Source organism: Psychroserpens sp. NJDZ02, from assembly GCF_004843725.1.
Taxonomy (GTDB): Bacteria; Bacteroidota; Bacteroidia; order Flavobacteriales; family Flavobacteriaceae; genus Olleya.
The window spans coordinates 4,219,866-4,241,432 of the sequence record NZ_CP039451.1; the positions used below are offsets into that span (position 1 = coordinate 4,219,866).

Annotated in this window: 17 protein-coding genes and 1 other RNA gene; 9 read left to right on the forward strand and 9 right to left on the reverse strand. The window is 33.0% G+C overall.

Translation table 11 applies throughout. The features are described from left to right. Position 1 precedes the first annotated feature (1 nt). Together E9099_RS18640 and ffs are read right to left on the reverse strand one after the other, a co-directional pair. Positions 2-802, reverse strand: a complete 801-nt coding sequence (locus E9099_RS18640; protein ID WP_136585010.1) for an SDR family oxidoreductase — start codon at positions 800-802, stop codon at positions 2-4. Positions 803-943: 141 nt separating this feature from the next. Continuing rightward, positions 944-1,042: signal recognition particle sRNA small type (gene ffs, locus E9099_RS18645), an RNA gene on the reverse strand. Positions 1,043-1,130: 88 nt separating this feature from the next. Between ffs and E9099_RS18650 the strand changes: the two genes are divergently transcribed. From E9099_RS18650 to E9099_RS18665, 4 genes are all read left to right on the forward strand, one after another. Then, complete coding sequence (locus tag E9099_RS18650; protein ID WP_136585011.1) at positions 1,131-2,168, forward strand: glutaminyl-peptide cyclotransferase; 1,038 nt, start codon at positions 1,131-1,133, stop codon at positions 2,166-2,168. A 110-nt stretch (positions 2,169-2,278) separates the two neighbouring features. Beyond that, positions 2,279-3,031 (forward strand): hypothetical protein, encoded by a 753-nt coding sequence (locus tag E9099_RS18655; RefSeq protein WP_136585012.1) that lies wholly within the window; start codon positions 2,279-2,281, stop codon positions 3,029-3,031. A gap of 27 nt (positions 3,032-3,058) precedes the next feature. Next, entirely contained in the window at positions 3,059-3,373 is a 315-nt protein-coding gene (locus E9099_RS18660) for an acyl-CoA thioesterase (RefSeq protein ID WP_136585013.1), read from the forward strand. 140 nt (positions 3,374-3,513) lie between these two features. Continuing rightward, positions 3,514-5,067 (forward strand): hypothetical protein, encoded by a 1,554-nt coding sequence (locus E9099_RS18665; RefSeq protein ID WP_136585014.1) that lies wholly within the window; start codon positions 3,514-3,516, stop codon positions 5,065-5,067. 2,241 nt (positions 5,068-7,308) lie between these two features. Here E9099_RS18665 and glyA read toward each other — a convergent pair. Next, positions 7,309-8,583 (reverse strand): serine hydroxymethyltransferase, encoded by a 1,275-nt coding sequence (gene glyA, locus E9099_RS18670; RefSeq protein WP_136585015.1) that lies wholly within the window; start codon positions 8,581-8,583, stop codon positions 7,309-7,311. Positions 8,584-8,727: 144 nt separating this feature from the next. On the opposite strand from glyA, the gene fahA reads away from it, so the two are divergent. Further along, positions 8,728-10,020 (forward strand): fumarylacetoacetase, encoded by a 1,293-nt coding sequence (gene fahA / locus E9099_RS18675; protein WP_136585016.1) that lies wholly within the window; start codon positions 8,728-8,730, stop codon positions 10,018-10,020. 117 nt (positions 10,021-10,137) lie between these two features. Beyond that, complete coding sequence (locus E9099_RS18680; protein WP_136585017.1) at positions 10,138-11,319, forward strand: hypothetical protein; 1,182 nt, start codon at positions 10,138-10,140, stop codon at positions 11,317-11,319. A gap of 73 nt (positions 11,320-11,392) precedes the next feature. On the opposite strand, the gene E9099_RS18685 is transcribed toward E9099_RS18680, so the two are convergent. The 4 genes from E9099_RS18685 to ytxJ are packed head-to-tail and all read right to left on the reverse strand — an operon-like array spanning position 11,393 to position 13,752. Next, entirely contained in the window at positions 11,393-12,211 is an 819-nt protein-coding gene (locus E9099_RS18685; protein WP_136585018.1) for a SecDF P1 head subdomain-containing protein, read from the reverse strand. 30 nt (positions 12,212-12,241) lie between these two features. Next, a complete protein-coding gene (locus tag E9099_RS18690; RefSeq protein WP_136585019.1) occupies positions 12,242-12,847 on the reverse strand; it encodes a MarC family protein in 606 nt (201 codons plus the stop codon). 5 nt (positions 12,848-12,852) lie between these two features. Beyond that, positions 12,853-13,362, reverse strand: coding sequence for a DUF3124 domain-containing protein (locus E9099_RS18695; protein ID WP_136585020.1), 510 nt, complete (start codon positions 13,360-13,362; stop codon positions 12,853-12,855). Positions 13,363-13,365: 3 nt separating this feature from the next. Beyond that, the gene (gene ytxJ / locus E9099_RS18700; protein WP_136585021.1) at positions 13,366-13,752 is read right to left on the reverse strand and encodes a bacillithiol system redox-active protein YtxJ; all 387 of its coding nucleotides are present in this window, start codon (positions 13,750-13,752) and stop codon (positions 13,366-13,368) included. A gap of 263 nt (positions 13,753-14,015) precedes the next feature. Between ytxJ and clpB the strand changes: the two genes are divergently transcribed. The 3 genes from clpB (at position 14,016) to E9099_RS18715 (ending at position 19,206) form a co-directional block, all read left to right on the forward strand. Then, positions 14,016-16,625 (forward strand): ATP-dependent chaperone ClpB, encoded by a 2,610-nt coding sequence (clpB, locus tag E9099_RS18705; protein ID WP_136585022.1) that lies wholly within the window; start codon positions 14,016-14,018, stop codon positions 16,623-16,625. Between the two features lie 151 nt (positions 16,626-16,776). Then, a complete protein-coding gene (locus tag E9099_RS18710; protein ID WP_136585023.1) occupies positions 16,777-18,693 on the forward strand; it encodes a PEP/pyruvate-binding domain-containing protein in 1,917 nt (638 codons plus the stop codon). A 102-nt stretch (positions 18,694-18,795) separates the two neighbouring features. Further along, a complete protein-coding gene (locus E9099_RS18715; RefSeq protein WP_101018197.1) occupies positions 18,796-19,206 on the forward strand; it encodes a hypothetical protein in 411 nt (136 codons plus the stop codon). Between the two features lie 54 nt (positions 19,207-19,260). Here E9099_RS18715 and E9099_RS18720 read toward each other — a convergent pair whose 3' ends face one another. Both E9099_RS18720 and mqo read right to left on the reverse strand, forming a co-directional pair. Next, positions 19,261-20,073: a HEAT repeat domain-containing protein gene (locus E9099_RS18720; RefSeq protein WP_136585024.1), complete on the reverse strand. Its 813-nt coding sequence runs from the start codon at positions 20,071-20,073 to the stop codon at positions 19,261-19,263. A 13-nt stretch (positions 20,074-20,086) separates the two neighbouring features. Next, complete coding sequence (gene mqo / locus E9099_RS18725; RefSeq protein WP_136585025.1) at positions 20,087-21,559, reverse strand: malate dehydrogenase (quinone); 1,473 nt, start codon at positions 21,557-21,559, stop codon at positions 20,087-20,089. Positions 21,560-21,567: the final 8 nt, after the last annotated feature.

The window sequence follows — 21,567 nt, forward strand, 5'->3', positions numbered from 1 at the left end:
ATTATAATTTATAATGATTCAACAACAGCTTCTCATACATTTTATCAGGTAATAAAAACTTTAAAACAATAGAAAATTTTTGCATCGGTGCACCAACCTTATAATGTATTCTTGGGTTTTTGGTATTTATAACCTCATGTACTTTTTTAGCGACAGCAATTGGAGAACTGCTATTATCTACATGCTCATCAATATCTTTAAGTACGTTTGGGTATTTAGTGTATGGAGATTTTTTTAAAACAGGCGCATGATAACGTCCTGCAGCAATATTAGTCGCAAAATCACCTGGTGCAATATTGGTGAATTTAACCCCAAAATCCTTAGTTTCCATACGTAACGCCTCCGTTACAAGCTCTAGTGCGCCTTTACTAGCACTATAAATACCACGATATGGTAAGCCCATATATCCAGCAATGGATGTAATATTTATAACCAAACCAGATTGTTGCACTCGCATTTGAGGTAACACTGCCTTGATAACATTTATAGGCCCAAAAAAATTAGTGTTAAAATTATGTTGGATTTGTTCTTGCGGAATTTCTTCTATCGCCCCATTAATCCCAACACCAGCATTATTAACTAACACATCCAACTTCCCTTCTGCTGCAATCACCGTTTTTATTGCAGCTGCAATAGTAACCGTATCATTAACATCTAAAGCGACAAGCTTAAATTTACTGTTGGTATAATTAGATGGGTTACGACTGGTACCATAAACAATACACCCTTTTTCGGTTAAAAACTCACCTATAGATTTTCCTATTCCAGAAGACCCTCCTGTAATTAATACGACTTTAGACATGTAAATAATTTTAAAAGTTAAAAGTAAAAAAGTTGAAAGTACAAAACGACTGTAACCAAAAAAGATTTGCTAGAATTAACTAGCAAATCTTTATTTTATGTTTTTAAATCTCTTTTTAAAAAAGGATTTAGAGTAATCAAAAAAAGGCAAGCTACCTACATCACACTGCTACGACCATTTACCTTTGCTTCGTTCCCGACCTGGAGGATTCAACAGGAGCTAGTTGTGTAGGACTTGCCAGGTGCAAAGATACAAACATTTTATTTTCTCGCAATCATTTTTTATAATGAATTTTAATAAATAACTTGCTAACAAATAAGTTTACAAAATGAAAGCATTTAAATACCTTACAATCATATTTTTAGCAACAGCACTATTATCGTGCGGTGACAACGTAGAACTGCAAAAAAAGAGCTTTTCTGTCTCTACTAACGCTCAAAATGGTACAATTAGCATTGACAAAACGCTAGAATTGTCTCTAAAAAATCCTAAAAACATCAAAATCACATCTGTCAATTACGAGCTAAACGGAAAACCTATTACGCCTAAACAAGTGCTTTCTGATTTTAAATTAGGTGAACATACCTTAAAAGCGACCATTAATTTTAACGGAGAAACTGCAATTGTTAATCAAACGATTGCTTTATTAAGTCATGTCGCTCCAAAATTTTTAACGGTGGAGGTCATTAATACCTTTCCGCACGATAAGACTTCTTTTACACAAGGGTTAGAATTTAGTAATGGTGTCTTATATGAAAGTACTGGACAATTTGGCGAATCTAAAATCAGAACAATAGATTACAAAACAGGAAAAAGCATTACTGAAACTACCATTCCTGATGCTTTTTTCGGAGAAGGTATTACCGTATTAAACAATACCGTATACCATTTAACATGGCAAGGCAAAAAAGGGTTTACTTATGATGCCACTACCCTAGAAAAGAAAAGTAGCTTTAACTATGGTCAAAGTAAAGAAGGTTGGGGATTTGCTAACGATGGCTCTAAACTATATAAAAGTGATGGCACCAGTTTAATTTGGACCTTAAATCCTGATACATTAATTGAAGAAGACCACATACAAGTCTGTACTACAAAAGGAAAAATCGGAAGATTAAATGAAATAGAATTTGCCAATGACAAATTATACGCTAATATTTGGGAGAAAAACGGAATTGCCATAATCAATCCTAAAAATGGTGCTGTAGAGGCTGTTATTGACTGTACACTATTAACAAAACAAATTTCTAATTTCTCGATTAATGAAAACTGCTTAAATGGTATTGCATACAATCCAGAAACACAAACTTTTTTCTTAACTGGAAAGCGTTGGGATAAATTATTTGAGGTTAAAATTATAGAGAACTAACCTCCTACTGTAAAAGTTAAAATATTATAAATCGGCTGTTAAAGTCTCTTAATTTAGATATATCATCGTCTTGATAAATCTAAATTTGAGACTAATCAACCAACCAACTATTGAAAACTTTTACAACCTTACTAGTCTTTTTGACTACATCCGTCTTATATGCACAAACCGTAACAGGAAAAGTGTATGACTCGATTTCTACTTTAGAAAACATTAAAATAACAAACTTATTATCTAAACAAATAACAGTTACTGATGCTAACGGAACATTTCAAATTGAAGGAAAAACAGGAGATACGATTCAAATTAGTTCGTTATTTTACAATGAGCAAAAGTTAGTTTTAAAAGCCTATCATTTCCACGAAAGTGTGGTCATCGAGCTTAAACAAATCTTTAATAATTTAGATGAAGTCCAACTAATCACCCCTTATAAAGAAACCTTAGCAGATGTTAAAACTGTTGAAGCAACCCTTAAAAACCAAATTTCAGAAGATACTAAAACCAGTCCTCACCTCTACTCTAAGCAACCTACCACTGGCGGAATAGATATCATACAGGTTATTGGTGTGATTGCTAAACTTTTTGAAAATAAAGACAAATATGTCGCGCCTCCTTTTATTGAAATGACCTATGACGATTTAGAATCACTTTTTGAAAACTCTAGTTTATTTAACGAAAGATTTATAATACATGATTTACAAATTGAAAAAGAATATATCCCTATGTTTTTTGAGTTTGTAATAAAAAATGAACTTGATAGTCAGCTTTTAGAAAAAGACAAAGAAGTAGAGCTATTAGAGCTTTTTGTCCAAAAAGGAAAGGTATTTAATAAAATTATTGCTGACTATAAAAACAAACAATAACTGGTATTTTAGTAATTTTGTTAAGTCATGAAAACATATAGTGAAGATTTAATTGTTACTCTTGATGATTTAGATGAACTAAATCATGTTAATAATGTGCGTTATATCCAATGGGTAAACCAAATTGCTAAAGCACACTGGTTTAATAATGCCACACAAGAGATGCTTGATCAGTATTTTTGGGTGTTAATATCCCATAAAATAGACTATAAACGCCAAATATTTTTAGGTGATAAAGTTACATTAAAAACCTACGTCAAATTATGCGAAGGCGTGACATCCTTGCGTGTTGTAGAAGTGTTAGTTAACAACAAACAGTGTGCTTATTCCGAAACTAAATAGTGTTTTATGAATATAGATACCAAAAGACCGTCTAGAATATCACCAGAAATCATTGCCATGTTCTAATAATTTTAAAGACACATACTAATTACCCTTTAAAAAAGTTATATTTTAGTCAACCAAAGTTACAATTACAATTTATGAAGCGTACGCTATATTTTATCTGCTGTATTGGATTAATTTTATCATCATTATCTTGTCGTAAAGATTTCGAATTTGAAGCAAGCACCGGTAGTTTAGGGTTTTCTAAAGACACCGTTTATTTAGATACCATTTTTGCAAATATTGGATCAAGCACTTATAATTTAAAAGTGTATAATAATAGTAATGAAGATATTTCTATTCCTAATGTGGAACTACAAAATGGAGAAAATTCAGGCTACCGTTTAAATGTAGACGGTCAAGCCGGAAAAAGCTTTACGGATGTACAACTATTAGCAAAAGACAGTTTATTTATTTTTATAGAAACCACTTATAATACTAACACGACTCCGCTGTCTGATACAGAATTTTTATACACAGACAAAATCTTGTTTGACTCTGGAGGTAATCTTCAAGAGGTCGATTTAGTAACTTTAGTTAAGGACGCTAATTTTATTTACCCGAATAGAGATAACACTACAGGTATTATTGAAACACTAACCTTAACCATTGATGGTGTCCCTACGGAAAGTGAGATATTAGGTCGCGAATTACTGCCAGATGAGTTAACTTTTACTAATGAAAAACCGTATGTCGTTTATGGCTACGCAGCTGTACCAACAGGTGAAACGTTGACAATAAATCCCGGCGCACGCATCCATTTTCATGCTAACTCAGGTTTATTAGTCTCTGAAGGCGCAACGTTAAATGTCAATGGAGCGTTAAGTACTGATCCAGAATTATTAGAAAACGAAGTGATTTTTGAAGGCGATCGTTTAGAGCCTTTATATAGTGATGTCCCTGGACAATGGGGAACGATTTGGCTATTTGAAGGGAGCCAAAATAATACTATTAATCATGCTACCATAAAAAACGCCACAGTTGGTGTGTTATCTGACGGTGATGCCAATGCTGTAACAGATAAATTAACCATTACAAATTCTCAAATTTACAATATTAGTACCTTCGGAATTTTAGGACGTAATACTTCTATCAGAGCAGAAAACATCGTTTTAAATAATGCTGGACAAGCTAGTTTTGGTGCAACTCTTGGTGGAAAATACAATGTCACCCACTCCACGATAGCTAATTACTGGAATAGTAGTTTTAGACAATTCCCTGCGTTATTAATTAATAACTTTGTTGTCGATGCTGAAAATACCGCTTTTGTTTCGGATTTAACCGAAGCTAATTTTAGTAACTGTATTATTTATGGTAATGATAATCCTGAGCTTTTAATTGACGAAATTGAAGATACATCTGTTGTCTTTAATTTTAAGTTTACTAATTGTCTATTACGTTTTCAAGATAATAATAACTTCTTTTCTAGTTCTAATTACGATTTTGATGATGCCACGCATTATGAAAATATGATTTTTAACGAAGATCCTGATTTTAGAGATGCCTCAGAAAATGATTTACTTATTGGTGATAACTCAGCTGCTAATGGGCAAGGGAATGCTACTTTTTCTAGTCAAGTTCCAAATGATATTTTAGGAGTTAGTAGAACTGCTAGTCCTGACTTAGGGGCTTATCAGCATGTTACCTTTTAGTATATAAAAACTCCTCTTTCTTTTGATTTCCTTTTATTGAAATCAAAATTCATTCTCCTCTTTCAAATTAAAGAGGAGAGCATTACATGATGATTTGTTTGGTTTGCTAGTTATATTTGAAGTATTGATTTAACTATTCCGAGTTTTATTATATCTAATGAGCACATATCGTCAGTTCGAGTGCGATGACGAAAGAAACGTGTATCGAGAACTTTTTTTCATCTACATACAATTTTTAACTGCTTCTTAAACTACAGAATTTGATGCGGATATAGAATAATAGAACTCCTCTTTCTTTTGATTTCTTTCTATTGAAATCAAAATTCATTCTCCTCTTTCAAATTAAAGAGGAGAGCTTTACATAATGATTTGTTTGGTTTGTTAATTACCTTTGAAGTATTGATACAACTATTCCACTACTATTTATAATGAGTGAACACATATCGTCAGTTCAAGTGCGGCGACGAAGGAGACGTGTATCGAGAACTTTTTTTCATCTTCATACAATTTTTAACTGCTTCTTAAACTACAGAAATTGATTCGGATATAGGATAACAGAACTCCTCTTTCTTTTGATTTCCTTTTATTGAAATCAAAATTCATTCTCCTCTTTGAAATTAAAGAGGAGAGCTTTACATAATGATTCGTTTGGTTTGCTAGTTATCTTTGAAGTATTGATCTAAATAATTCTTACATTTTTGTATTGAGTGAACACACCACGTCAGTTCGAGTGCGTCGACGAAGGAGGCGTGTATCGAGAACTTTTTTTCATCTTCTTGCCATTTTAAGCTGCTCTTAAAACTTCAGGATTTGATTCGGATATAGGATAATAGAACTCCTCTTTCTTTTGATTTCTTTTTATTGAAATCAAAATTCATTCTCCTCTTTCAAATTAAAGAGGAGAGCATTACATGATGATTTGTTTTGTTTGCTAGTTATCTTTGAAGTCTTGATCTAAATAATCCTTACATTTTTGTATTAAGTGAGCACACCACGTCAGTTCGAGTGCGACGACGAGGGAGGCGTGTATCGAGAACTTTTTTTCATCTTCTTGCCATTTTAAGCTGCTCTTAAAACTTCAGGATTTGATTCAGATATAGGATAATAGAACTCCTCTTTCTTTTGATTTCTTTTTATTGAAATCAAAATTCATTCTCCTCTTTCAAATTAAAGAGGAGAGCATTACATGATGATTTGTTTTGTTTGCTAGTTATCTTTGAAGTATTGATCTAAATAATTCTTACATTTTTGTATTGAGTGAACACACCACGTCAGTTCGAGTGCGTCGACGAAGGAGACGTGTATCGAGAACTTTTTTTCATCTTCATACAATTTTTAACTGCTTCTTAAACTACAGGATTTGATTCGGATATAGGATAATAGAACTCCTCTTTCTTTTGATTTCCTTTTATTGAAATCAAAATTCATTCTCTTCTTTGAAATTAAAGAGGAGAGCTTTACATAATGATTTGTTTGGTTTGCTAGTTATCTTTGAAGTATTGATTTAACTATTCCTAGTTTTATTATATCTAGTGAGCACATATCGTCAGTTCGAGTGCGGCGACGAAGGAGACGTGTATCGAGAACTTTTTTTCATCTTCATCCAATTTTTATTTGCTTCTTAAACTACAGAATTTGATGCGGATAATAGGATAATAGAACTCCTCTTTCTTTTGATTTCTTTTTATTGAAATCAAAATTCATTCTCCTCTTTCAAATTAAAGAGGAGAGCTTTACATAATGATTTGTTTGGTTTGCTAGTTATCTTTGATGTATTGATCTAAATGATCTTTAACTTTTCTATTGAGCGAGCACACCACGTCAGTTCGAGTGCGGCGACGAAGGAGGCGTGTATCGAGAACTTTTTTTCATCTTCATACAATTTTTAACTGCTTCTTAAACTACAGGATTGGATGCGGATATAGCATAATAGAACTCCTCTTTCTTTTGATTTCCTTTTATTGAAATCAAAATTCATTCTCCTCTTTGAAATTAAAGAGGAGAGCATTACATGATGATTTGTTTGGTTTGCTAGTTATCTTTGAAGTATTGATTTAACTCATCTCTATTTTTTGTTTTGAGTGAGCACACCACGTCAGTTCGAGTGCGGCGACGAAGGAGACGTGTATCGAGAACTTTTTTTTGTATCACTCCATAAAAGTAAAAACTACAAAACAAAAAAGCCTGCTAAAATATAGCAGGCTTTTATTCCGCGAAAGCGAAAAATTATTTTATAATAGACTAAGCTACAAACAATGGTAACTCACTCATCATTGCATTAACTTTTATTGCTATTTCTTCTAATAAATCTTCGTTTTCATGATTCATTAGTACTTGATCGATTAACTCGACAATAGCTTCCATTTCGTTTTCTTTTAAACCTCTTGTTGTAATCGCAGCTGTACCTATTCTAATTCCTGACGTTACAAATGGTGATTTATCATCAAACGGCACCATGTTTTTGTTTACTGTAATATCTGCTTTTACTAAAGCTTTTTCTGCATCCTTACCCGTAATATTTTTATTACGTAAATCAATTAACATCATGTGGTTATCTGTACCTCCAGAAATAATTTTGTAACCACGTTTTACAAACGCGTCTGCCATTGCTGATGCATTTTTCTTTACTTGTAACATATAGGTAAGAAACTCGTCTGTCAATGCTTCGCCAAAAGCAATCGCTTTCGCTGCAATAATATGCTCTAAAGGTCCACCCTGATTTCCTGGGAATACGCCAGAATCTAAAAGTGAAGACATTTTTCGTAAATTTCCGTTTTTAAGTTTAATACCAAATGGGTTATCAAAATCTTTACCCATTAATATCATTCCCCCTCTTGGCCCACGTAACGTTTTGTGTGTTGTCGTGGTTACAATATGGCAATGTGGTATTGGATCGTTTAAAATTCCTTTTGCAATTAATCCTGCAGGATGAGAAATATCTGCAAGTAATAAAGCACCAACACTATCTGCTATTGCTCTAAAACGTTTAAAATCTATATCTCTAGAATATGCAGACGCTCCAGCAATAATTAATTTTGGCTGTTCTTTAGTTGCTATTTCTTGAATTTTATCATAATTCAAAACACCTGTTTCCTGCTCTACCCCGTAAAATACAGGATTATATAATTTACCTGAAAAGTTAACTGGAGAACCGTGCGTTAAATGTCCACCATGAGACAAATCGAATCCTAAAATCTTATCTCCTGGTTGTAAAACAGCATGATAAACGGCTGTATTTGCCTGACTTCCAGAGTGCGGTTGTACATTAGCATACGCAGCACCAAATAATGTTTTGGCACGATCAATAGCTATCTGTTCTACCTCATCAACTACTTCACAACCACCATAATAACGCTTACCAGGATACCCTTCTGCATATTTATTGGTCAGTACAGATCCTGCTGCTTCCATAACTTGGTCACTGACAAAGTTTTCTGAGGCAATTAGTTCTATACCATTTAGTTGGCGTTCTTTTTCGGCTTGAATCAATTCAAAAATCTGTTCGTCACGTAGCATAGTTATGTGTTTTTGTTATTTCCGCTTAAGCGAAAAATGTTTTATCGTTAAATATTTATCAAAAATAACAAATAACCTTTGTAAATAATTGAAAAAACATATATTTACTTAGAATTTATAAACAACAAATCAACAATCATACATATGCCATTATCAGCTAATAATCCAGACAGAAAATCATGGTTGCACGTCGATAAAAATTCGGACTTCCCTATCCAAAATATTCCTTTTGGTGTTTTCTTAACTAGAGATGACATAATTACCATTGGAACACGTATTGGAGATACAGCAATTGACTTAGGTGCTTTACACCAATTAGGTTATTTTGAAGGTATCCCATTAACTGAAGATATTTTTCTTCAAGACACACTAAACGATTTTATCGCAGATGGACGTAAAACGTGGCGTTTGGTTAGAAACAGAATTGCCGAAATTTTTGATGTAGAAAATGACGCATTGACCAATAACTTAAAACATAAAGAAATTGTTTTATTCCGTTTGGACGAAATAGAAATGCAATTACCAGTTCAAATTGGAGATTATACAGATTTTTACTCAAGCATAGAACATGCCACTAATGTGGGAACCATGTTTAGAGATCCAGACAACGCATTATTACCAAATTGGCTACATATTCCTGTAGGTTACCATGGTAGAAGTAGTTCTATCATTCCTTCTGGAATCCCTGTACATAGACCACAAGGTCAAACGCTACCTGCTGGAGCTACAGAGCCTGTTTTTGGCCCGAGTAAATTAGTGGATTTTGAATTAGAAATGGCATTTATAACTACAGATGCTAACGATTTAGGAGAACCAATACCTGTTAACGAAGCTGAAGAATACATCTTTGGATTAGTATTATTTAACGATTGGTCTGCTCGTGATATCCAAAAATGGGAATATGTTCCATTAGGACCGTTTTTAGCTAAAAACTTTGCATCCTCAATTTCGCCTTGGATTGTAACTTTAGATGCTTTACAACCATTTAAAACAGATAGCCCTAAACCATTAAAAAAGCAATTACCCTATCTACAACAGTCTGGTAAAAAGAGTTACGATATTAACTTAGAAGTTGCTATACAACCAGAAAAGGCTAAAGAAACGGTCGTTACTAAATCTAATTTTAAAAACATGTATTGGAGCATGTCACAGCAATTGGCGCATCATACCGTAAACGGTTGTCCAATTAATAGTGGAGACATGATGGGTAGTGGTACTATCTCTGGTCCAACACCTGATAGTTACGGCTCTATGTTAGAATTATCTTGGAGAGGTGAAAAACCTGTTAAAATGAAAGATGGTACAGAACGTAAGTTTATCAATGATAACGATACGGTTATCATGAGAGGCTATTGCGAAAAAGAAGGGACTAGAATTGGGTTTGGAGAAGTTAAAACGAAGCTTTTACCAATATTTCAACCAAAAAAAATAAAATAACAACACATAGTATTCCAGATAGTTAACCCTTAAATTTAAAAATTTAAGGGTTTTCTTTTTTGGTTTGGCACGCTAATTGGCTTTCTTTATAACAAAAACCAAATAAATCCCAAAAACATGAGAAACTTTACACTTATTACAGTACTCCTTCTAGTATTAACATCTTGTGTTGGAAGAAAACAAATCGAAAAACAATTAAATACCGGTAATTACGATTTAGCAATTACCAATGCTTTAAAAAAATTAGAGAGCAATAAGGACAAAAAGCGTAAACAAGACTATGTTATACTACTTGAAGAAGCCTATTATAAAGTTGTAGAAAACGATAACAATACTATAAACCACTTAACCAAAGATGGTAATCCTGAGTCGTTCGAAACCATTTATAACACCTATCTTAATTTAGAGCAAAGACAAAATGCTATTAAACCTGTATTGCCTTTAAAAATTGGAAAAAAGACTTTAAAGCTTAAGTTTAATGATTATAGTGATCAGATTGTAAATTACAGAGCTAAAGTTTCAGACTACAAATACATGCAAGCTTTACAATTAATTCAAACTAATGATAAGTTTTATAATCGTGAGGCTTATGCTTTATTAAATGATATAGAAAGTATTAATCCTAATTATAAAGACATTAGGTTATTAATGAATGATGCCCATTTTAACGGAACCGATTTTGTATTGGTAACTATTGAAAACCAAACGCGTCAAATTATACCAGCCCGCTTAGAATCTGATTTATTGAATTTTGATACCTATGGTTTAGATCAATTTTGGACAGCTTATCATGCAAGTTCTGACTCAAATATTGATTACGACTACACCATGAAATTACAACTACAACGTATTAACATCTCTCCAGAACATATTACTGAAAGAGAGCTAGTACGTCAAAAAGACATTGTAGATGGCTGGGAATATGTATTAGATTCTAATGGAAATGTAAAAAAAGACAGTTTAGGTAATGATATTAAGCAAGATAAAATTGTAAACATAACAGCTAGATTTTTAGAAGTAAGTCAAATAAAATCAACACAAGTTGTGGCTAGAGTCGTTTACACTGATTTAAAACAGAACCAAACTTTAGATAATTTTCCAATAGACAGTGAGTTTATCTTTGAAAACATTTTTGGAACTGCAAAAGGCGATCAAAGAGCTTTACTAGATGAGGATTTACAATTACTAAGAAACAGACAAATCCCCTTCCCTAGTAATGAGCAAATGGTTTATGATACCGGTGAAGATTTAAAATACAAACTAAAAGATATCATAACTAGGTATCGTTTTAGAAATTAAACGCTAGTTTTATAACACCAAAAAAACTCCCAAATTGATTTGGGAGTTTTTTGTATTATAAATAAATTTGATCCTATTTTTTATCTCCTCTTAATTTTCTAATCATTTCATTAATCTCTTTTTCAGAAAAACCATTACTTATATTTACATAGCCACCTGTAATCTTACTATTAACATAAGGCAAGGATATTATTTGTTTATCAATGACAATAGCAATAGGTTTACCTATATTATTTGCTGTTAACAGCGCAAATTTGTGAGTCCCTTCTTTAGTAAATGCAATAACAATTTCTGGCTTGTTATTGCCATAATTACTATAAATCTTCTCCACTTTTAAAATATCTGCTGACACAATTGCTGGTACTGCTTCCAATGCAACATCTTCATCTCTCGCATTATCAACATAATCAAGTATTGCATAAAAGCCATCTTCCCTATCCACCGGAACAGCAGCAAATGCATCTGATGCCCCATAACTCCCTGAGTAAGGCTTAAAACTATTTGTTATTTTTTCAATTGCTGCATTAATAGTAGTAAACTCGACTATAATTGCCTCTTGCAAGCCCTCCAAATCAATATCCTTATCACAGTCTTCAGAATGATTACATCGGTATAAAACATCGATACTATCGTCCTCTAAAAAATAAGCAAGGGAAACTATTAATTTTTCAGTAATAACGTCTTCAGATATTTTAGCTTCTAATTGTGCAATTCTAATAGTATCATCATCTGAAGCCATACGTTTTAAAACTTCAAACTTAGATTCAAAATCAGCTTTTTGAGTGTCAACAAGCTTTAACTTTTTAATGATATCAACTATTTTCTCATGCTTGGTTTGCCCATAACTCACAAACACCATAAAATAAATAAAACATCCAAGCATAAACTTCATAGTGTTATCTATTTTAATTATTGTTTTAGACTATGCAAAAAAATCTTTCAAACCACTTAAGATGCTTTGTACAGCATAAGACGCTAATATTAACCCCATAATTTTACTTATTACGGTAATACCATATTCTCCAATGCGCTCCTGTACCTTATTAGCAGCTAATAATAACAAACTTGTTAATCCAATAACAACAAGTACCAAAACTGTAGTTAATAATTGCTGCTGAATGTTATAAATATGATTATCAGTAAGCAAGACCACTGCCATAATAGCTCCTGGCGAAGCTATAGACGGAATAGCCACCGGGAAAATGGTCACATGTTTATAGTCTTTAATACCATGTTTTTCTGTTTCTGGTTTACCCTCTCCAAAAATCATGGTTAATGCAAACAAAAATAATATCACTCCTCCAGAAATCTGAAACGCATCTAGCGTCACATTCATTCCTTCTAAAATTAATTGACCAATAACTATAAAAAATAATAGCACTAAAAACGCTACAAAACTTGCTCTGATAGCAATACGTTTTTTATATTTTTTGTCAAAATTTTTGGTCGCTTCCAAATACACAGGTATCGAACCTAAGGGATCAATAACTGCGAATAAAAATAAAAAGGTGGTTAAAATTTCTTTCATAAACATTATTCTATTTCAACACCTGTAGTTGTAAAAGATAAGCCCTGTTGACCAGAAGTAGATATCTGTACAGCTTCAAAGTAAGGTGGTTTAACATCTTTAGAAGCAATCCAATCAAATACAAAGTTAGCACCTGTACCGCCTTCAATATCTCTTTCATTTATGACAATCTCTATAGTCTGCATAGGCTTTACATAGATTGTCTCTGTGAAATAAGCTTTAATTAGATCGCCATTAGTATCATAAAAATCTGCTTCCTTTATAAAAATAGTATCTTTTTTATTAATGTTTCTTAAGCTTACCGTCGCTGTTAAATTATGTGTTTTGTGTTCCGTAACACTATAAATTTGAGAATAAACAGACAAATAACTTGATCCCGACACTAATAACGAGTCCGTTAATGGTTTATTCCATTGCATCGCTTTCCAATTATTAGAGGGTACATAAGCGTTTTCATCTTTAGTTTCGCAACTAAAAGACGTTAAAACAATAATAAATAGTACTACGTATTTCATAATTTAAACAAATTTAAATAAGTCAATTTCATTTATAGCGCCATGACTAGCATGCACAACCGCTACTCCATTTTTAATCACCAACAACTGCGGCGATTGGTGCATCACCTGAAATTTATAGCCAGCCTCATTAGAGACCTCTCTGTAATTTAATAAATCTAAATAGTATAAATCTAAATTTATATCCAAATCAAAAGCAGCGACAAATTGATTCATAACCATACTACTAATACCACATCTTGTAGAATGTTTAAATATAACTTGCGTTTTCCCTTTAGACAATTTAGCAATGTCATCTAACTGACTAACCGTCGTTAAATTTTTCCAAGGCAGTATTTTCTTTTCTTTTGGCTCTTTAGAACCACCAAATAATTTTCCAAACATAGTCATTTTATTTTAGCAATTTTCATTGCCCATAAGTTAAACAAAAATATCACTTTTATGATATTTATCATTGAATATGTCGAAACGTTTTAAGTAACTTACATAGAAATTAGAAACAAAGCTAAACTGACTAAAAGTCAGCTAAAAACAACACTTTAGCGACATTTTGTCTTGCAATTACATTTGGTAAGATAATTGAAATACAGCTAGCATAAAACAATTATAAACATAAGTTTTCGCTTATGCGGAACTACAAATAAACACACTATATGAACCCAGATAATTATACAATCAAATCGCAAGAAGCCATACAACGCGCTCAGCAGATTGCGCAAAGTTATGGTCATCAACAAATTGAAAATGAACACTTTTTTAAAGCCATTTTTGAGGTTGATGAAAATGTATTACCATTCATCTTAAAAAAATTGAATGTCAATCTTAATGTTTTAGAATTAGCATTAGATAAGCAATTAGAAAGTTTTCCTAAAGTTACAGGAGCAGATTTAATGCTGTCTCGTGAAGCTAGTAAAACTCTAAACGAAGCGTCTATTATTGCAAAAGCAATGAATGATGACTACGTCTCTATAGAACACTTTATTTTAGCTGTTTTTAAATCAAACAGTAAAATAGCACAAATGCTTAAAGACCAAAGTGTAACAGAAAAAGGTTTAAAAGCAGCAATAGACGAATTAAGAAAAGGAGACCGTGTTACCTCGCAAAGTCAAGAGGAAACCTACAATTCCCTTAATAAATACGCTAAAAATTTAAACAAATTAGCAAGAGATGGAAAATTAGATCCGGTTATTGGTCGTGATGAGGAAATTAGAAGAATCCTTCAAATATTATCTCGTCGTACTAAAAACAACCCCATCTTAGTTGGTGAGCCAGGAACTGGTAAAACGGCTATTGCAGAAGGTTTAGCACATAGAATCGTAGATGGTGACGTCCCTGAAAATTTAGTCGATAAGCAAATTTTCGCCTTAGACATGGGCGCACTAATTGCAGGTGCTAAATTTAAAGGAGAATTTGAAGAACGTCTAAAAGCGGTTATTAAAGAAGTAACCGAAAGTGATGGCGATATCGTACTATTTATTGACGAAATTCACACATTAGTTGGTGCTGGTGGCGGACAAGGCGCAATGGATGCTGCAAATATTTTAAAACCCGCTTTAGCTCGTGGAGAACTACGCGCTATTGGAGCAACCACTTTAGACGAATATCAAAAGTACTTTGAAAAAGACAAAGCTTTAGAGCGTCGTTTCCAGAAAGTAATGGTTAACGAGCCTGATACTGAAAGCGCCATTTCTATTTTAAGAGGAATTAAAGAAAAATACGAAGCACACCATAAAGTACGTATAAAAGATGATGCTATTATTGGAGCTGTAGAGTTATCTCAACGCTACATTACAAACAGATTTCTTCCGGATAAAGCCATTGACTTAATGGATGAAGCTGCTGCTAAAATGCGCATGGAAATCAACTCTAAACCAGAAGAATTAGATGTTCTGGATAGAAAAGTAATGCAATTAGAGATTGAAATCGAAGCCATTAAGCGAGAGAAAGACGAAAGTAAATTAAAAACATTACGATCAGACTTAGCAAACTTAAAAGAAGAACGTAACGAAATCAACGCTAAATGGATTAGCGAAAAAGAAGTTGTAGACAACATACAAAACAGAAAGCAAGATATCGAAAACTTTAAGCTTGAAGCCGAAAAAGCAGAACGCGATGGAGATTACGGTAAGGTAGCCGAGTTACGTTACGGTAAGATTAAAGAAGCTCAAGAAGAGTTAGAGAAATTACAGAAAGATTTAGCTGATAACCAATCTGAGAATTCTTTAATCAAAGAAGAAGTCACCTATGAGGATATTGCAGAAGTCGTTGCTAAATGGACAGGCATCCCAGTAACTAAAATGTTACAAGGGGATCGCGAAAAGCTTTTAAATTTAGAAAACGAACTACACAAACGCGTCGTTGGTCAAGAAGAAGCTATTGTTGCGGTGAGTGACGCTGTAAGACGTAGTCGTGCAGGGTTACAGAATCCAGAAAAGCCAATCGGGACCTTCCTGTTTTTAGGAACAACTGGAGTTGGTAAAACGGAATTAGCCAAAGCATTAGCAGAATATCTGTTTGATGACGAAAGCGCGATGACTAGAATTGATATGAGTGAGTACCAAGAGCGTCATGCGGTAAGCAGACTAGTTGGTGCACCTCCAGGATATGTTGGTTATGACGAAGGTGGACAATTAACCGAAGCCGTTAGACGTAAACCTTATTCTGTAGTGCTTTTAGACGAAATTGAAAAAGCACATCCAGATACGTTTAATATTTTATTACAAGTATTAGACGAAGGGCATTTAACAGATAACAAAGGTCGTATTGCCGATTTCAAAAACACTATTATAATCATGACGTCCAATATGGGAAGTCAAATAATACAAGAACGCTTTGATGCTGTAAAAGATATAGATACTGCTATGGAAGGTGCAAAAGTAGATGTCTTAGCATTACTAAAACAAACGGTTAGACCTGAGTTTATAAATCGTATTGATGATATTATCATGTTTACGCCATTAACCAAAGACAGTATCACGCAAATCGTGGGATTACAGTTAAAAGGGCTATCTAAAATGATAGGCAAACAAGGTATTACGTTTGACGCAACGCCAGAAGCTATTACTTATTTAGCAGAGAAAGGATATGATCCAGAATATGGTGCTAGACCTGTAAAACGCGTGATTCAGAAAGAGGTTTTAAATCAATTAAGTCGCGAGATATTATCTGGTAAGGTCACAACAGATAGCATTATTTTACTAGATGCTTTTGATGGCGAATTGGTCTTTAGAAATCAAGAGGCCTTAGTAACAGAAGAAGTATAATCACAAAGTTCTGTTAACACAAAATAAACGGTAAAACAGTACGTTTTGATTATGGTTGGTTAGTTGAAAAGCAACACAATACTTTACAAAAGTGGCGTGTTGCTTTTTTTTTGTTTTATATTGTAATTCTTTAACAAAAACCAACCTTAGCTTGATTACATCTTATATTAAAAAACATCTGGTCGTTCTTTTTATAGTAACCTCAACACTTGTTACATCTCAGACAAAGTTTAAACGTGTTTTGACCTCTGCTTCCGATTTCAACGCTTTAAAAACAACACCAAACACAAATAAATATGGTAACATTGATGCGTTAAAAGTGGTTTTTGATATCGAAGAAAAACAACTATATTTTATTAATAGCAAAACCTACAAATACCATTACCGTTTTTGTAAAGGCTATTTAGAGATACCACAAACCCTTAAAGAGTTCAATAATTCTAATTATAAAGCACAACATAAAGACAAGCGTTTTTTACTCGGAAACATTAACCATTATTTAGCCAATGACACTTACAACCTAGAGCTTTCGCCTATTGATGATATGTTGATTGGAGACATTAAAACGTTTTACGACGCTATTAAAGAAGCTACATATTTCGAAAATTTTAATTTCTTTTTAAACACGTCTAGATTAGAAAAATTAAGATCAGTTTTAGGTATTCCAGCAATATCGGCTTCAGATTTGTATGGAGACCAAACCTATCAAGCAGTTAGTGCTCAAAAAAGCTATGGCTGCTTAAAATTTGTTGATGTTGATTCTTTAAAACAAAACAACATTACCAAGCATGATATTATAGTGATCAACCAACCCATATTAGAATTACCGATTACCGCTGGTGTAATCACTACTATTCTGCAAACCCCTTTAAGCCATATTTCAGTTTTAGGAAAAAACAGACAAATTCCTATAGCAGCATATACCAAAGCCATGCAATCTGATATTTTAAAAAGTTTCGACAATCAATATGTCTCTTTTGAAGTTACTTTGGACACCTTTTATATCAAACCAATCTCTAAAGAGCAGTTTGAAAGAAAAACAAAAAAGAAGAAAAAAGAAACGTTGTTTTTAGAGACAAACATTAGTGTTAAACACTTAATTGATGTCGACGATTTAAACCAAAATTCCATAAATACTGTTGGTGGAAAAGCCGCCAACTTTGGCGTATTGTATGATTTAGCTAAAAAAGAACAATTTAAAATTCCGGAATCTGCCTTTGCTATTCCCTTTCATTTTTACGACACACATATCAAAGCTTCTGGTGCTGATGTTTTAATTAAACAAATGATTTACGATTTTAAAATCAATCAAGATACCAAAGCCTTAACCAAACAACTAAAAGCCATTCAGAAAAAAATAAAAAAAGCGCCTCTTAGCCCTGATTTAATAGCCAAAGTAGAAGCAAAAATTAAAAGCTTAGGAGACTACACACGTATGCGTTTTAGAAGTTCGACTAATGCTGAAGATATTGTTGGGTTTTCTGGTGCCGGTTTATACGACTCTAAAACAGGAATTGTAGGAAGCGAAAAAAAATCTATTGAAAAAGCGATCAAAAAAGTATGGTCAAGCTTATGGTACGAACGTGCTTTTTTGGAACGTGATTACTTTAATATTGACCAAAATAGTATTGCCATGGGGATTTTAGTCCATCGCTCCTTCCCTAACGAAAAAGCTAATGGTGTAGCCATTACTAAAAACTTATATCGAAAAAACTATTTAGGAAACGTAATAAACGTACAACTTGGTGAAGCCAGCGTCGTCCAACCTGAAGACGGTGTGACTTGCGATCAGGTTATTTGTTACTCCGGATCGTCTTCCAAATTATATAACGATAAGCGTATTGTAGAGATCATTTCTCATTCTAACCTTAATAATGGTGACTTAGTAATGACAGAAGCAGAACTTATTAACCTGTCTGAACAGTTGGAAAAAATAAAGAAACATTACTACTATAACGTTTATAAATCTAAGCAGAAATACCTAGCATTTGGTTTAGATATCGAGTTTAAATTAGACAGTGATGACAGAGATTTGTATATCAAACAAGTACGCTATTTTAACGATTAAATAGTGTTACTGTAGTTGTAAAATCTAATTTTAGATTTTACTTATTCCATATTTAATGGTATCTTCAATAAATTAAACGACTAACCAAAACCAAAATACTACATGGGACTGTTCCATTTTTACGATATAGGTAATACTGATGTTTACGTTTTTGACGACTTTCTTATCAAACAAGTCAAAGAAGGTGCTTTTATAAATGATGAAGAAACAGAGCTATTTGTCGAAATCATTAAAAAGCATTTTGATAATAAAAATTTCGCTTTTATATCCAATAGAATCAACTCTTATTCTGTCAACCCATTAGTCTATACTGCAGCTGAAAAACTACCAAATTTAGTCGCTTTTGCAGTAATCACTGTTGATGAAAAAATGAGGGAAATATCTATATTTGAAAATAAATTTCACAATAGACCTTTTAATACTTTTGACAATCTAAGTGATGCTATCTATTGGGTAAGTGAAATTATTAAAGATAAAAATAAAACAAAATCCAGTGATTTTTTAGTGGATTAGAGCATATCTAAATTTTAGTTATATGCAAATTGATTAAAAACACTATGATTTCGTTTAATTAGCCACTTTTAACGCATTCAAAGCGGCAAGAAGCTCATCTTCATTTACCTCCTTTAATGTTCGATTCTCTTTTATTTTTTGTTCTAAAATTGGAATAAAACTTTGATCCTCTAAGGCTTCAATTGATTCTAATACTAACGAAACATGTGCGTCAATATTTTCAAGTTCTTTTAGTAATATATTTTTAATGCGTTTATCCTTCCTTTGGGCTAAACCAGAAATAGCTTCAAATCTAGTGTCGTCATCTTTATCAGAAATTCTTTTCCACAATGCTGCTCTAATTTTTTCTGTATCAGTATCATTTTGACTACCTAACCCAAAAGTAGCCCAATCCCTAATATTAGAGTCCTTATCAGTTGACAACATTATCAGAACATCATATGCTTTTTCATCCTCTACAGTGCTTAACGCAGCAACTAAAGCATGTCTAACATACACACTTTTATGATTCTTAAATTTACAAATTAAATGTATTTGTTTTTTAGTCAATTTCTCATTGTTATGACTAATCCCATAAAAAATTGATGACACCATTTTTCTATCAACCTCCGTTTCCAAAAGTTTAAAAAGAATATTGATAATTTCTTTTTTATGTAATCTTGGGTAACCAAATTGAGACAAAATGTCTACACCTAAAATTCGGTCTTTTAAACTAATAGAATGTGTTAGCGCTACACACTTCTTAAAAACAGCTTCCGTTTTGCGCTTCCTCAATTCACTAACATAACTCCAATAATTTTTATTAGATTTATTTGTCAAAAGCCTAGTAAAAATCTTGTCTGTTGTATAATTTTGTAATGTATTCAATATGTTTTTATTATTATAATTTTAAAGCCTTCTTGCTTTTTTCTAATTGTGCTTTAAACAAGTCTTCAGTAACCTCAGCATTAAAAAAAGGAATCATTTTATGCATTATTTTTTTCCCTTCTTCAGAATGTAATACCTCAGGAAATGCTTTCTCTAATACTTCTAACATAACAGATGTTGCTGTAGAAGCTCCAGGAGAAGCACCTAACAAACAAGTAACACTTCCATTTTTACTACTGACTACTTCTGTCCCAAATTGTAAAACGCCACCTTCAAACTCGTCTTTTTTAATAATTTGAACACGTTGCCCTGCTACTAAAATTTCCCAATCGTCACTATTTGCATCTTTTACAAACTTCCGTAACTCCGTCATACGATCTTCATGAGATGAGGTCACTTGCTCGATCAAATATCTAGTTAAAGGTAGATTATGCCAAAAAGCACCTAATAAAGGCGAAATATTATCAAATTTAACAGACTTAAACAAATCAAAATTAGAACCCTCTTTTAAAAACTTAGGACTAAAACCTGCAAAAGGACCAAATAATAATTCGCGTTTACCATTAATAAAGCGTGTGTCTAAATGCGGCGTAGACATTGGTGGATCTCCCAACCCGGCCTTACTGTATACTTTAGCATTGTGTTGCTTTATAAGATCTTCATTTTTACAAACTAACCACTCTCCGCTTATCGGAAAACCACCGTAGCCTTCTTTTTCTTCAATTTCTACTTTTTGAAGTAATAATAAGCTTCCGCCACCGGCTCCAATAAAAACGTGTTTAGACTCTAAATTAAATTCGGCTTTAGTTTTCAAGTTTTTAACCGCTACAGTCCAATCAATATCTGGACTAGGATCAATATCCTTAACCTCCATATTACAATAAACAGGTGTGTCAAATTTAGTTTCTAAAATATTAAATAAAGCCTTAGTCAACGCCCCGTAATTAACCTCTGTCCCTCTATCAATTCTAGAAGCCGCCATAACCTCATTGTCTTCCCTATCATGCATTATTAAAGGAAACCACTCTTTCATTTTACTTTTATCTTTTGTAAACTGAATGGTATCAAACATGAAATGTTTTTTCATGGTCTCAAAGCGTTGTTCTAAATAATCAGAATTCTCTTGCCCCAACACCCAACTATGGTGTGGTACAGCAGCAATAAAACCATCTGGATCTTCCAACAAACCTTCTTCCACTAAATAGCTCCAAAACTGCTTAGACTCTTCAAACTGTTGGCAAATTTTTATTGCTTTCTTTATTACAACCTGCCCTTCTTCTTCAGGACAATAATTTAGTTCACACAAAGCAGAATGGCCTGTACCTGCATTATTCCAAGCAGCAGAACTCTCTTGAGCGACAGCATCTAAACGTTCGACAATTAAAACTTTTAAATCGGGTTTTAATATCTTAGAGATTAGTGCTAATGTTGCACTCATTATTCCACCGCCAACACAAATTAAATCGTATTCTTTTTCAATATTCATAGTACATT

Bases quoted from the DNA above. Each gene is read 5' to 3' on its own strand.
- E9099_RS18665 (WP_136585014.1), top strand. From the start codon at position 3,514: ATGAAGCGTACGCTATATTTTATCTGCTGTATTGGATTAATTTTATCA.
- E9099_RS18640 (WP_136585010.1), bottom strand. From the start codon at position 802: ATGTCTAAAGTCGTATTAATTACAGGAGGGTCTTCTGGAATAGGAAAA.
- E9099_RS18695 (WP_136585020.1), bottom strand. From the start codon at position 13,362: ATGAAATACGTAGTACTATTTATTATTGTTTTAACGTCTTTTAGTTGC.
- E9099_RS18650 (WP_136585011.1), top strand. From the start codon at position 1,131: ATGAAAGCATTTAAATACCTTACAATCATATTTTTAGCAACAGCACTA.
- mqo (WP_136585025.1), bottom strand. From the start codon at position 21,559: ATGAATATTGAAAAAGAATACGATTTAATTTGTGTTGGCGGTGGAATA.
- E9099_RS18660 (WP_136585013.1), top strand. From the start codon at position 3,059: ATGAAAACATATAGTGAAGATTTAATTGTTACTCTTGATGATTTAGAT.
- E9099_RS18685 (WP_136585018.1), bottom strand. From the start codon at position 12,211: ATGAAGTTTATGCTTGGATGTTTTATTTATTTTATGGTGTTTGTGAGT.
- ytxJ (WP_136585021.1), bottom strand. From the start codon at position 13,752: ATGACTATGTTTGGAAAATTATTTGGTGGTTCTAAAGAGCCAAAAGAA.
- E9099_RS18715 (WP_101018197.1), top strand. From the start codon at position 18,796: ATGGGACTGTTCCATTTTTACGATATAGGTAATACTGATGTTTACGTT.
- E9099_RS18690 (WP_136585019.1), bottom strand. From the start codon at position 12,847: ATGAAAGAAATTTTAACCACCTTTTTATTTTTATTCGCAGTTATTGAT.
- glyA (WP_136585015.1), bottom strand. From the start codon at position 8,583: ATGCTACGTGACGAACAGATTTTTGAATTGATTCAAGCCGAAAAAGAA.
- fahA (WP_136585016.1), top strand. From the start codon at position 8,728: ATGCCATTATCAGCTAATAATCCAGACAGAAAATCATGGTTGCACGTC.
- clpB (WP_136585022.1), top strand. From the start codon at position 14,016: ATGAACCCAGATAATTATACAATCAAATCGCAAGAAGCCATACAACGC.
- E9099_RS18680 (WP_136585017.1), top strand. From the start codon at position 10,138: ATGAGAAACTTTACACTTATTACAGTACTCCTTCTAGTATTAACATCT.